General features: G+C 59.4%; 13 protein-coding genes. 8 read left to right on the top strand and 5 right to left on the bottom strand.

The annotated features are described in order from the left end of the window. The first annotated feature begins 192 nt into the window (after positions 1-192). Positions 193-1,047, top strand: a complete 855-nt coding sequence (locus FQ192_RS06430) for a D-hexose-6-phosphate mutarotase (protein WP_149657853.1) — start codon at positions 193-195, stop codon at positions 1,045-1,047. A 188-nt stretch (positions 1,048-1,235) separates the two neighbouring features. On the opposite strand, the gene FQ192_RS06425 is transcribed toward FQ192_RS06430, so the two are convergent. Beyond that, a complete protein-coding gene (locus FQ192_RS06425; RefSeq protein ID WP_178129043.1) occupies positions 1,236-2,096 on the bottom strand; it encodes a MurR/RpiR family transcriptional regulator in 861 nt (286 codons plus the stop codon). Between the two features lie 226 nt (positions 2,097-2,322). Here FQ192_RS06425 and zwf point away from each other — a divergent pair, with 226 nt between their 5' ends. From zwf to FQ192_RS06400, 5 genes are all read left to right on the top strand, one after another. Further along, positions 2,323-3,792 (top strand): glucose-6-phosphate dehydrogenase, encoded by a 1,470-nt coding sequence (gene zwf, locus FQ192_RS06420; protein ID WP_133838058.1) that lies wholly within the window; start codon positions 2,323-2,325, stop codon positions 3,790-3,792. Beyond that, a complete protein-coding gene (pgl, locus tag FQ192_RS06415; protein ID WP_149657852.1) occupies positions 3,779-4,492 on the top strand; it encodes a 6-phosphogluconolactonase in 714 nt (237 codons plus the stop codon). The genes zwf and pgl overlap by 14 nt, the downstream gene beginning before the upstream one ends. A gap of 17 nt (positions 4,493-4,509) precedes the next feature. Then, positions 4,510-5,175 carry a bifunctional 4-hydroxy-2-oxoglutarate aldolase/2-dehydro-3-deoxy-phosphogluconate aldolase gene (locus tag FQ192_RS06410; RefSeq protein WP_133838056.1) on the top strand — a complete coding sequence of 222 codons (666 nt, stop codon included), beginning with the start codon at positions 4,510-4,512 and terminating at the stop codon, positions 5,173-5,175. A gap of 209 nt (positions 5,176-5,384) precedes the next feature. Then, positions 5,385-6,125 (top strand): intradiol ring-cleavage dioxygenase, encoded by a 741-nt coding sequence (locus tag FQ192_RS06405; RefSeq protein ID WP_256672232.1) that lies wholly within the window; start codon positions 5,385-5,387, stop codon positions 6,123-6,125. 187 nt (positions 6,126-6,312) lie between these two features. Continuing rightward, positions 6,313-7,035, top strand: a complete 723-nt coding sequence (locus tag FQ192_RS06400; RefSeq protein WP_149657851.1) for an intradiol ring-cleavage dioxygenase — start codon at positions 6,313-6,315, stop codon at positions 7,033-7,035. Between the two features lie 3 nt (positions 7,036-7,038). Here the strand turns inward: FQ192_RS06400 and FQ192_RS06395 are convergent, their stop codons facing one another. Both FQ192_RS06395 and FQ192_RS06390 read right to left on the bottom strand, forming a co-directional pair. Further along, a complete protein-coding gene (locus FQ192_RS06395) occupies positions 7,039-8,220 on the bottom strand; it encodes an aminotransferase class V-fold PLP-dependent enzyme (RefSeq protein ID WP_149657850.1) in 1,182 nt (393 codons plus the stop codon). A 16-nt stretch (positions 8,221-8,236) separates the two neighbouring features. Beyond that, on the bottom strand, positions 8,237-8,473 hold the full coding sequence (locus FQ192_RS06390; protein WP_149657849.1) for a DUF3820 family protein: 237 nt from the start codon (positions 8,471-8,473) through the stop codon (positions 8,237-8,239). Positions 8,474-8,676: 203 nt separating this feature from the next. Here FQ192_RS06390 and FQ192_RS06385 point away from each other — a divergent pair, with 203 nt between their 5' ends. Beyond that, positions 8,677-9,144 carry a PA2169 family four-helix-bundle protein gene (locus FQ192_RS06385; RefSeq protein WP_149657848.1) on the top strand — a complete coding sequence of 156 codons (468 nt, stop codon included), beginning with the start codon at positions 8,677-8,679 and terminating at the stop codon, positions 9,142-9,144. Positions 9,145-9,363: 219 nt separating this feature from the next. On the opposite strand, the gene FQ192_RS06380 is transcribed toward FQ192_RS06385, so the two are convergent. Both FQ192_RS06380 and FQ192_RS06375 read right to left on the bottom strand, forming a co-directional pair. Beyond that, positions 9,364-9,834 carry a MaoC family dehydratase gene (locus FQ192_RS06380; protein ID WP_054044906.1) on the bottom strand — a complete coding sequence of 157 codons (471 nt, stop codon included), beginning with the start codon at positions 9,832-9,834 and terminating at the stop codon, positions 9,364-9,366. A 54-nt stretch (positions 9,835-9,888) separates the two neighbouring features. Beyond that, entirely contained in the window at positions 9,889-10,833 is a 945-nt protein-coding gene (locus tag FQ192_RS06375; RefSeq protein ID WP_149657847.1) for an alpha/beta hydrolase, read from the bottom strand. Positions 10,834-11,058: 225 nt separating this feature from the next. Between FQ192_RS06375 and fadD2 the strand changes: the two genes are divergently transcribed. After that, the gene (fadD2, locus tag FQ192_RS06370) at positions 11,059-12,747 is read left to right on the top strand and encodes a long-chain-fatty-acid--CoA ligase FadD2 (protein ID WP_149657846.1); all 1,689 of its coding nucleotides are present in this window, start codon (positions 11,059-11,061) and stop codon (positions 12,745-12,747) included. Positions 12,748-12,830 lie beyond the last annotated feature (83 nt).

Here is a 12,830-nt window from a genome sequence, read left to right as displayed (position 1 = left end):
GGCGAGGGAGCTTGCTCCCGCCGGGCTGCGAAGCAGCCCTTAACCAGTCACCAGCCACCACAGTGTTTCAGGCAAACCGCATTCCCCAGGTTTACGACTGCTTCGCAGCCGAACGGGGGCAAGCCCCCTCGCCACAGTGGTTCACTGGGCGCAAAAGTATGAGTACACCCATGATTTCCAGGACCGCGGCACATGCATGAGCATCCGCTACAACGCTTCTTCAAATCCTTGCGCGAACGACCGGTGTTTGCGTGGGAGCGCTATCAGATGCGCGACGTGCTGGTGATCGATCATCCGCTGTGCCAGGCGGTGTTCAGTCGCCAGGGCGCGCAGTTGTTGCACTTCCAGCCAGCAGGGCAGAAACCCTGGTTGTGGTGCGCGGCGAAGTGGCCGCACGTGGGCGCCATCCGTGGCGGCGTACCGGTGTGCTGGCCGTGGTTTGGCCGCCATCCAAGCGAGAATGCCTGGCCATCCCACGGTTGGGCACGCCTGCTGGACTGGAAGCTGCTCGACAGCAGCACCGACGACGATGGCGTGCGTTTGCACTGGCAATTGCAACTGTGCGACTGGACGGTGGACCTGCACGCCCATCTGGGTGAACGCATGGATTTGCGCCTGAGCACCGAGCACCAAGACACCCTGCCATGCCAATTGAGTCAGGCGTTGCACGCCTACTGGCGTATTGGCGACGTGGCTGAGGTAGCGCTGTCTGGGCTCGACGGGGCGCAAGGATACGATCAGTTGAACCGTCAGGCGTGTCAGCAAGAAGGGGAGTTGCGGGTCGAGGGCGGCTGTCAGCGCGTGTTCCAGCACGACGGCGAATTGCAGCTCAAGGACCACGCCTGGCAGCGGGAGTTGTGCATTGACACCGGCGATGCGGCGGACACGGTGGTCTGGCATCCGGGGTCGCGGCCGTTGCTGGGGGTGAGCTGGGATGAGGTGTTGGAGTTTGTCTGCGTGGAAGCGGCGAGTGGCGGCACCGACAGCCTGAGCCTGGCGCCGGGGGAGCGGGCGCATTTGAGTTTGCAGGCGTGGGTGGGGGCTTAGCTCAAGTCCTGCGGTGTTGCGGCTGACGCCTTCGCGGGCAAGCCTCGCTCCTACAGGTTTTTGGTTCGTCGCCAATATCGCGTCCACCATCACCCCCTGTAGGAGCGAGGCTTGCCCGCGAAGAGGCCGGAACAGCCGATGAAGATATTGATCGTTCCCACGCAGAGCGTGGGAACGATCGCTACGGGTTAATTAAACTCGTCACCCACCGGATACCGGCTCGCGTTCAAACTCTCTTTGATCTTGCGCAAATGCGGCTGGAAATCCACCCCGCGGCGCAAGGTCATGCCGGTCGCCAACACGTCCAGCACCGTCAGCTGAATAATCCGCGAGGTCATCGGCATATAGATGTCGGTGTCTTCCGGCAACGGAATGTTCAGGCTCAAGGTACTGGCCTTGGCCAGCGGTGAGTTCTCAGCGGTCAAGCCCAGCACCGACGCGCCGTTCTCCCGGGCAATGCGCGCCACCTCCACCAGTTCGCGGGTGCGGCCGGTGTAGGAAATGATCACGAACAACTCACCGGTGTGCGCCACCGAGGCAATCATGCGCTGCATCAGCACATCGGCATGGGCGGTGACGGCCAGGTTGAAGCGGAAGAACTTGTGCTGCGCATCCAGCGCCACCGGGGCCGAAGCACCGAGGCCGAAGAAGTGGATCTGCCGGGCCTGGATCAACAGATCGACGGCGCGGCTGATCAGGTTCGGGTCCAGGGCCTGGCAAGCGCTGTCCAGCGAGGCGATGGCACTGCCGAAGATTTTCTGGGTGTAGGCTTCCGGATTGTCATCGGCCTCGACCGCACGGCTGACGTACGCCGCGCCACTGGCCAGGCTCTGGGCCAGCTGCAGTTTCAGTTCCGGGTAACCGCTGACACCGAACGAACGGCAGAAACGGTTGACCGTCGGCTCGCTGACTTTCGAGGCCTGGGCGAGGGCAGCGATGCTGAACCGGGTGGCCTGCTGTGGATTGAGCAGGATCACTTCGGCGACTTTGCGTTCGGCCTTGTTCAGGTCTTCAAGGCGATTCTGGATTTGTTCCAGTAGATTTCGCACGCGGTCCATAGATGTTCCTTGAGTCAGCAGCGCAAAGATGCGCTCTGCTATGCAAAAAGGGCCTTTGATGCGGCCCGTCACGGTGGCCTATCCTACTGATGGCTCCGACCGACCACCACTCGCAATCTGTATTTTGCGAAAATGTTGTGGTTATTACTACATTTTCCCTTGAGTGATGCCTTGAAAAAAGGTATTTGTAGCTTAACTTGATAAAAGAACAAACATCATGCCTTCGATTACGGTAGAACCGTGCACCTTTGCCTTGTTCGGCGCCCTTGGCGATCTGGCCCTGCGCAAGCTGTTTCCTGCCCTTTATCAGCTGGACGGCGCCGGCCTGTTGCACGAGGACTCGCGCATCATCGCGCTGGCCCGTGAACCCGGCAGCGAGCAACAGCATCTGGCGTTCATCGCCTCGGAGCTGCGCCGCTACGTCGATGCCAAGGAGCTGGACGAGGCCGTACTCGAACGCTTCCTCGCCCGCCTGACCTACCTGCACGTCGACTTCCTCAAATCCGAAGACTACGTTGCCCTGGCCGAACAGGCCGGCAGCGCCCAGCGGGTGATTGCCTACTTCGCGACACCCGCTGCCGTTTACGGTGCGATCTGCGAGAACCTGTCGAAGGTCGGCCTGACCGAAAACACGCGTGTCGTGCTGGAAAAACCCATCGGTTCGGACCTGGAATCCTCGCGCAAGGTCAACGATGCCGTGGCGCAGTTCTTTCCGGAGAACCGCACCTACCGCATCGACCACTACCTGGGCAAGGAAACCGTCCAGAACCTGATCGCCCTGCGTTTCGCCAACAGCCTGTTCGAAACCCAGTGGAACCAGAATTACATTTCCCACGTGGAAATCACCGTGGCCGAAAAGGTCGGGATCGAAGGCCGCTGGGGTTACTTCGACAAGGCTGGCCAGCTGCGGGACATGATCCAGAATCACCTGCTGCAACTGCTCTGCCTGATCGCCATGGACCCGCCGGCCGACCTCTCCGCCGATAGCATCCGTGACGAGAAAGTCAAAGTGCTCAAGGCCCTGGCGCCAATCAGCCCCGAAGGCCTGACCACCCAAGTGGTACGCGGCCAGTACATCGCCGGCTACAGCGAAGGCAAACCGGTACCGGGCTACCTCGAAGAACCGAATTCCAACACCCAGAGCGACACCGAAACCTTCGTCGCCCTGCGCGCCGACATCCGCAACTGGCGTTGGGCCGGCGTGCCGTTTTACCTGCGAACCGGCAAGCGCATGCCGCAGAAGCTGTCGCAGATCGTCATTCACTTCAAGGAACCTTCGCACTACATCTTCGCTCCCGAGCAGCGCCTGCAAATCAGCAACAAGCTGATTATCCGCCTGCAACCGGACGAAGGCATTTCCTTGCGCGTGATGACCAAAGAACAAGGCCTGGACAAGGGCATGCAGCTGCGCAGCGGTCCGTTGCAGCTGAATTTTTCCGACACCTATCGCAGCGCACGGATTCCCGATGCCTACGAGCGGTTGTTGCTGGAAGTAATGCGCGGCAATCAGAACCTGTTTGTCCGTAAAGATGAAATCGAAGCCGCGTGGAAGTGGTGTGACCAGTTGATCGCCGGGTGGAAAAAATCCGGTGATGCGCCCAAGCCGTACGCGGCCGGGTCCTGGGGACCGATGAGCTCCATTGCACTGATCACGCGGGATGGGAGGTCGTGGTATGGCGATATCTAATTTGCAACTGCCTCAGGGCGTCAACGCCCATGAGTTCAAGAGCCCGGTGTTGCTGGCCGATGGTTTGGCGCTGAATGTCGCCAAGCATTTGAGCGATGCCATCGACGCACGCGGCGCCGCGACGCTGGTGGTGTCCGGTGGCCGTAGCCCGGTGGCGTTCTTCCAGAACCTGGCCAAGCAAAAGCTGGACTGGTCCAAGGTCGTCGTGACCCTGGCCGACGAGCGCTGGGTGCCGGTGGAACACGCCGACAGCAATGCCGGCCTGCTCAAGCGTTACCTGCTGCAAGGCCCGGCGGCCAAGGCGCAGTTTTTGAGCCTTTATAGCGCCACCGCCAACCTTGAGCTGGCAGCGGAGCAGGCGGATCGCTTGCTCGCGGAATTGCCGCCGATCGACGTGCTGATTTTGGGCATGGGCGACGACGGTCACACCGCGTCACTGTTCCCCAACAGCCCGAACCTGGCCGAGGCCTTGAAAGTCGACGGCACGCGCCGTTGCTATCCGATGCTGGCACCCACCGTGCCCCATCAGCGCCTGACCATGAGCCGTGCGCTGCTGGCGTCGGCCAAGACCACCGTTCTATCGATTTCCGGTCAGTCCAAACTGACCACTTTGAGTGCCGCATTGGCCGGTGACGATGTCGCTGCCATGCCGATTCGCGCGTTTCTGCAACCTACGTTAGAGATTTACTGGTGCCCATGAGCCAAGGATCAGCCGCTATGACAAAGACATCCCCGACCGTTTCCATGGCGGATAAAGTTGCCCTGATCGACAGCCTCTGTGCCAAGGCGCGGATTTTGCCGGTGATCACCATCGCTCGCGAACAGGACGTCCTGCCCCTGGCCGACGCCCTGGCCGCCGGTGGCCTGACCGCCCTGGAAGTGACCCTGCGCTCGCAGTTCGGCCTTAAAGCCATTCAGATTCTGCGTGAGCAGCGTCCGGAACTGGTGACCGGTGCCGGCACCGTGCTCGATCGCACCATGCTCGCCGCCGCCGAAAGGGCCGGTTCGCAATTCATCGTCACCCCAGGCATTACCCGTGACCTGCTCGAAGCCAGTGTCGATAGCCCGATCCCGCTGTTGCCCGGCATCAGCAACGCCTCCGGCATCATGGAAGGCTATGGCCTGGGTTATCGCCGCTTCAAGCTGTTCCCGGCGGAAGTCAGCGGCGGCGTCGCGGCCATCAAGGCCTTGGGTGGCCCGTTCGGCGAAGTGAAATTCTGCCCGACTGGCGGCGTGAGCCCGGCCAACATCAAGAGCTACATGGCGTTGAAAAACGTGATGTGCGTGGGCGGTAGCTGGATGCTTGATCCGGAATGGATCAAGAACGGCGACTGGGCCCGCATTCAGGAATGCACCGCCGAGGCGTTGGCGCTGCTGGACTGATTAGTAGTTACCAAACACTTCGTTGTGTGTTCTACGGCTTTACGGTGCGCTTGGTCGGTGCACCGTTTTTTTTTTGCCCGTGATATTTGATTGCTCGGGCGAACGTCATAACTTTAAACAACAATGTTGTCCCTTTAGTTAGTGTGTTTGTATATTCTGCGTCGGTCACCTGTACTGAACAGGTATTAAACATGAATAGGGATATTCTGATGGAAACTGTTATTGACGCTGAACGCTCTCACGAACTTGAAAAGACCCGCGCTGCCATGTGCGTATTTTCGCCTGAGCAAATTGCGGGCCCTTATTTCCGTAATGACCGACTTCATCGATATGATATTACCGAGGGCGCCGAGGGTGTGCCGATGGAGTTGATTCTGAGTATCGTCAATGTGAAGACCTGTGAACCGATTGAAGGTCTGCTGGTGGACATCTGGCATTGTAATGCCCAAGGCCGATACTCGGGATGGAGCGAGGTAGATCCTGATAAGGAAGCGCTGTCCGGTGAGATCGGCTCTATTCCCCGTACCGACGAAGACAGTTATCTCAGAGGTTGTGGCTTTACCAATGTACTCGGTAATTGCAGTTTTCGATCGGTGTTTCCCGGGTTCTATGCGGGCCGGTCCATCCATGTTCACGTGGCCGTCAGAAAGTTGGATGAACACAATAATGACCGGCATGTAGCCTATGTTGGTCAACTGTATGTGCCTGAATCCATCTCTTCGCACATCAGTGAACTTCCAGGCTACGCCGGTCGAAAGATTACTCGCCTGACCAATGAACAGGATGAAATCTACAGCGAAATGCACGGCTTCGGCACACTGATGGATATGGAATGGATCTACCGTGGCACCGCGCAGGAGCGGTTATTGGGAACTGTCGTGATTGGTGTCGACCCCGATGCTCTTTCCGCGCACATTACGCCAGAAGACTTTTATAAAGACACCGTTTAAAACACAAAAGGAAGTGCCGGCAAAGTCCGGCACTTTTGTTGTGTACGTCCTGTACGACGAGGGCATCGGTTGTCTGCGTACAAGATCCTCCGCACCGACATAAAAAACATTTTCCGATACATAGTTATCGCCTCCCGCACGGCCTCTCTCTCTATCCTTGGCAGCATCTTATGGAAGAGAGAACCTCATGGATTACACCTCAGCTACTCCCCGCGAACCGGTTTGCCTGCTCACCCCGGAACAGATCGCCGGCCCGTATTTTCGCAACCCCAAGCTCATCCGAAGAAACATCAGCGAAGGCCAGGACGGCATTCCGCTGGTGCTGCGGCTGGTGATTGTCGATGCCATGACCGGCGAGCCGGTAACCGGGGCGTTGGTGGATATCTGGCACTGCAATGCCAGGGGCGCGTATTCGGGCTGGAGCAAGGTCAACCCGGACCAGGAAGTCGATGCTGACAGCATCGGTTCGATTCCACGCACCGACGACGACACTTACCTGCGCGGCGGGCAGTTCAGCGACAACAAGGGCGTGGTGCGCTTTACCACGGTTTATCCGGGCTTCTATGCCGGCCGTGCGCTGCATATTCATGTGGCGGTGCGAATCACCGGTGGTAACAACTATCTGGAAGAGCGGCACGTTGCCTGGGTCGGGCAGCTTTATTTTCCGGAGGTCGCCTCACGGTCGGTGCTGAACGCCAAGGCGTATAGCGGCCGGACAGTGACGGCGCCAACCAACGCTCAGGATGAGATCTACGCCAACATGGGCGGTGAAGCCTCGACCCTGACCGTTCACAGCATCGGCCGTGATACCCATGAAGACGGTTTCTTCGGGCACCTGACCATCGGCATCGACACCTTTGCAGTGTCGACGCAGATCAGGCCCGAGGACTTCGACAAGTACACGGTGTAGGCCTCAACGCAGCTCGGTCAGCGCCTGGGCCAGCCGCTCCACGTCGGCGGCGGTGGTGGTCAGTCCCGGGGTGATGCGGATGCACGGTCCGCTGGCGGCGCCGCTGCGGGCCACGGTGAACAGGTTGTACTCATTGAGCAGCCGTTCGGCCATGAGGTGCTGATCGGCGTGGCGGGTAAAGCGCATCGAGGTAATGCCGCAATACAGCCGGGGATCGTCCGGGGTCATGACTTCGATGCCCGGCAGGTCGCGCACGGCGTTGACCCAGCGATTACGCAGGTAGTTGAGCCGTGCGCCCTTGGCGGCGGAACCTCCCATGGCCTGATGCTCTTCGAGCACCAGTGGCAGGGTCATCAATGCCGGGATGTTCGGTGTGCTGTACGGCGTGCGGGCGCGGATGTCGTTGATCGGGAAATGCATCTCGCCCATGTCCGGGTCGATGTCGGCCAGACGCTGGGGCGCGATGTAAATGAAGCCCAGGGTCAGCGGGGCGCCGATCCATTTGTGCAGGTTGTAGCCGGCGAAGGCGATGCCCAGGGATTCCAGATCGAATTCCATCTGGCCCAGGGCGTGGGCGCCGTCGAGGATCACATCGACGCCGTGCTCCTTGGCGAGCGCGGCAATCGCCTCCACCGGCATCACCAGGCCGGTGCGGTGGGTGACGTGGGTCAGGGCCATCAGCTTGAGGCGCGGATAACGCACGAACGCTTCGCGGTAGGTGGCGAGCAAACTGTCGAAAGTGGCAGGGTGCTGGTGGTCGATTTCGATCACTTCCACGCCGCGATGACGGGCTAGCCAACGCATGGCGCCTTTGACCGTGTCGTACTCCAGATCGCAGAGCAGCACCTGATCGCCGGGTTGCAAGCGGTTGTAGTTGCGGATCAGCGATTGCAGGCCGTCCGAGGCGTTGCGGGTGAGGGCGATGGAATGCGCCCGCACGCCCATCATCTCGGCCAGCTGCGCCCGGATGTCCAGGCTTTCGGTCTGCTCGAAATGCTGGCGCACATGCACCGAGTTACTGCGGTTGATCAGCTCGATATTGCGCTGATACTCCTCGACCACCGTGCGCGACATACGCCCGAAGTAACCGTTCTCCAGGTTGATGGGGCCAGGTTCGACCGCGTAACGGTCGGCAAAGGTTTGCCAGAAGGACTCATCACGGGCACGGCGGGTGTTATCGGGCATGGGCTACTCAGTCGGTTCAGTGGCGGGGGGCTGGCTTGCCATGTTTGGCGCGCAGCGGGTCGAGCAGTTCCGATAAACCGTTGTGGTCGATTTCCTGCATCAGCGCCAATAAGCCGCCCAGTTCGCCGTGAGGAAATCCTTCGCGGGCGAACCAGTTCAGGTACTGGCCGGGCAGGTCGGCGATGATGCGGCCCTTGTATTTGCCGAAGGGCATTTCGCGGGTAATCAGCAGTTCGAGCTTTTGAGGATTCATCAATCAGTCGTCTTGATTCAAACAGCTTCGAAAATACAGGCATTCTGCATGCAGGCCAAATGACAGATCATGCAAATAAAGCGGATACAGATTTTTACTTATAAATTAACTTATTGAAAAATAAGGAATAAATGTTCAATTCAAAGCTGGCATGCGGGCTGCAATAGCTATTGCATCTTTCATCAAACCGCGAGGAATTGAAAATGACCGACGTGAATAAAGAAGCCATCTCTGTACTCAACGACCTGATTGAAACCAGCAAAGACGGTCAGGAAGGGTTCAAGACTTGCGCTGAAGACATCAAGCACCCAGAACTCAAAACGCTGTTCGTGACCCGTTCTGCCGATTGCGCCACCGCAGCTGCCGAACTGCAAGCGGAAGTTCGTAGGCTGGGCGGCGATCCGGAAACCTCGACCAGCGTCAGCGGTGATCTGCATCGTCGCTGGGTGGACGTGAAAGCAATATTCACCGGCAAGGATGAAGAAGCCGTGCTGAACGAAGCCGAACGCGGTGAAGACCATGCGTTGAAGGCGTACAAAGAAGCGCTGGAAAAAATCACCAAGCATAACCTGGTGGGTATTCGTGACCTGGTTGAACGTCAGTACCACGGCGTGCAACGTAATCACGATCAGGTCAAAGCCCTGCGTAACCAGGCGCGTGCTCGTTCTTAAGCACTTGTCGCGGTAATAAAAAACGCCAGTCTGACTGGCGTTTTTTTTGTGCTCGCAGTTAGTGCGGCCACATCGACCATTGTGGCGAGGGGGCTTGCCCCCGTTCGGCTGCGCAGCAGTCGTGAAACCGGTATTCGCGGATTACCAGACCAAACGAGGTGCCGGTTTTTTTGGGGGGGGCGCTTCGCCCCCCAACGGGGACAAGCCCCCTCGCCACAGTCAGCCAATGCTGATCGCTGGCAACACTGGCAACGTCACGGTCTGCTGCTTGCGCGGTGCCAGAATCTCGGCCTCGCCATCCACCACCAACTCATCGCGCTGGTTGAACACGCGAGTGGCAATGCGCACGCGAAACTTCGGCAGTTTCTCGAGGATTTCCAGACGCACGGTCAGGGTGTCGCCGATTTTTACCGGTTTCTGGAAGCTCATCTGCTGACCGATATAAATAGTCCCCGGCCCGGGCAACTCGCAGGCCACGGCGGCACTGATCAGCGCGCCGCTGAACATGCCGTGGGCGATGCGTTCCTTGAACATGGTGCCGGCCGCGAATTCGGCGTCCAGGTGCACCGGGTTGTGATCGCCCGACATCGCGGCGAACAACTGAATGTCGCGCTCTTCGACGGTCTTGCTATAGCTGGCGGTCTGGCCGACTTCAAGGGCTTCGTAAGGGGTGTTGGTAACCTGGGTCATCTGTCTCAATTCCTGTGACGAATAAAAAAATCCACAAAAAAACTGTTCGAAAAACTATTCGGTTCTGGCCGGACGGCGGTGGCTGAGCGCCTGGGCGATCCAGTTCAGTACATCGGCGGTCACTTCATCGCGGTTGCTCTCGTTGAACAGTTCGTGGCGCGCCTGCGGGTAAATATTCAATTGCAGGTTCTGGCTGCCGGCCGCGCGCAGCGCATGGGCCAGATCTTTCAGACGCTTGCCTTCGCTCACCGGATCACATTCGCCGCCCATTACCAGCAAGGGCAGGCCCGGATCGACCTGGGCGAGATTGGACGCTTTGCTGATTTGCTGCAACCCGCCGAGCAAGTCGATCCACAGTTGATTGGTGCAGCGAAAGCCGCAGAACGGGTCGTTGGCGTACAGATCGACTTCTGTCGGATCGCGGCTCAGCCAATCGAATTTGGTACGCGCGGGTTTGAATTGCTTGTTGAACGAGCCGAACGACAGGAACTCGATCAGCGCGCTGCGGCCCTTCGGTCCCTGACGCAGCCGTTCGAGCCGGGCGATTTGCCGCGCCGCGCGATAAAGCGCCACGGGCTGGAAGTTCGAACCACTGAGAATCGCCCCGTGCAGGCTGGCGCTGTGGTGCAGCAGGTAGGCCTGGGCGATGTAGCTGCCCATGCTGTGGCCGAGCAATACGATTGGTACGCCAGGGTGGTGCTGGCCGATGTGCTGGTTGAGGCTGGCGAGGTCGCCGACGACTTTGCACCAGCCATCGTCATCGGCGAAATGGCCGAGCGTGCCGTTTTCGGAAGTTTTGCCATGTCCTCGCAGGTCCGGGGCGTAGACGCCATAGCCCTGAGCGCAGAGTTTTTCCGCGAGCCGGGCGTAGCGACCGCTGTGCTCGGCCATGCCATGGGCCAGCAGGATCACCGCTTTTAACGGCGGGGTGGGCAGCCACTGGTTGACGAAGAGGCGGCTGTGATCACTCGCGGTCAGCCAGAAAGTGTCGTGGATCATGGCGATTCCTTTGCACGATGTGGTTGCATTGTATAGCGCATCCTTTGCTTGCCGTCTGATCAGGCCACACCACGTTAGGAAGATTCACACGATCTATGACGCTTTTGCCATATTTGCCTGATTGGCCATAACTGCTAGTGTCCGTGAAGCTCCGCTTTTCGTGTTCCTTTACAGAAGTGACAGAGAAGTGGCCCCGGATAGATTCAGGTAAAGAGGACAAGAACAATGCAACCTGATTTCTGGAATGACAAACGCCCGGCCGGCGTACCCCTGGACATTGATCTTGGGGCCTACAAGTCGGTGATCGAGGTGTTCGAGCGTTCCTGCAAGAAATTCGCGGACCGCCCGGCCTTCAGCAATATGGGCGTGACCCTGACCTACGCCGAACTGGAACGCTACAGCGCGGCGTTCGCCGGTTACCTGCAAGCGCACACCGACCTGGTGCCGGGGGATCGCATCGCGGTGCAGATGCCCAACGTCCTGCATTACCCGATTGCCGTGTTCGGAGCGTTGCGCGCCGGGCTGATCGTGGTCAACACCAACCCGCTGTACACCCCGCGGGAGATGCGTCATCAATTCAAGGATTCCGGGGCCCGGGCGCTGGTGTACCTGAACATGTTCGGGGCCAAGGTCCAGGAAGTGCTGGCCGACACCGATATCCAGTATTTGATCGAAGCGAAGATGGGCGACCTGATGCCTGCCGCCAAGGGCTGGCTGGTCAACACAATGGTGAGCAAGGTCAAGAAACTGGTCCCCGACTACTCTTTGCCCCAGGCGGTTTCCTTCAAGAGCGCGCTACGCCTAGGCCGGGGCCTGGGCATCAAGCCGCTGAAGGTCGGCCTCGACGACATCGCGGTGCTGCAATACACCGGCGGCACCACTGGCCTGGCCAAGGGCGCGATGCTCACCCACGGCAATCTCGTGGCGAATATGCAGCAGGCGCGGGCCTGCCTGGGCCAGTTCGGCAGTGACGGCCAGCCGCTGCTGCGCGAAGGCCAGGAAGTGATGATCGCGCCACTGCCGCTTTACCATATCTATGCCTTCACGGCGAACTGCATGTGCATGATGGTGACCGGCAACCACAACGTGCTGATCAGCAATCCGCGGGACATCAAAGGCTTTATCAAGGAGCTGAAGAACTGGCGATTCTCGGCGTTGCTGGGGCTCAACACGCTGTTCGTGGCGTTGATGGATCACCCGGACTTCAAGACCCTGGACTTCTCCAGCCTCAAGCTCACCAACTCCGGCGGCACCGCGCTGGTCAAGGCCACCGCCGAGCGCTGGGAACAGCTCACCGGTTGCCGGATCACCGAGGGTTACGGCCTGACCGAAACCTCCCCGGTGGCCTGCACCAACCCGTACGGCGACAAGTCGCGGATCGGCACGGTCGGCCTGCCGGTGCCGGGCACCACGCTCAAGGTCATCAACGATGACGGCGTCGAGCAGCCGCTGGGCGAGCGGGGCGAGTTGTGCATCAAGGGCCCGCAGATCATGAAGGGCTACTGGCAGAAACCCGAAGCCACCGCCGAAGTGCTGGATGCCGAGGGCTGGTTCAAGTCCGGTGATATCGCAGTGATCGACCCGGACGGTTTTGTGCGCATTGTCGATCGCAAGAAAGACATGATCATCGTCTCGGGTTTCAACGTGTACCCGAATGAAATCGAAGACGTGGTCATGGCCCACCCGAAAGTCGCCAACTGCGCCGTGATCGGCGTGCCGGACGAACGTTCGGGGGAGGCGGTGAAGTTGTTTGTGGTGGCCCGGGAATCCGGTGTCAGCCTTGAAGAGTTGAAGGCTTACTGCAAGGAAAACTTCACCGCGTACAAAGTGCCCAAGCACATTGTGTTGCGTGAGTCGTTGCCGATGACACCGGTGGGCAAGATCTTGCGGCGGGAGTTGCGGGATATCGCGTAAGCGTTGAATGGCCGCGCTTCGCGCGTTCGCGGGCAAGCCTCGCTCCTACAGGTTCACCGTCATTCACATTGACGCGATACCCG

The sequence above is a fragment of the Pseudomonas sp. ANT_J12 genome, from assembly GCF_008370045.1.
Classification (GTDB): Bacteria; Pseudomonadota; Gammaproteobacteria; order Pseudomonadales; family Pseudomonadaceae; genus Aquipseudomonas.
The sequence above is the reverse complement of the archived record's forward strand: the minus strand, read 5'-3'. Positions and strand labels throughout refer to the sequence as shown.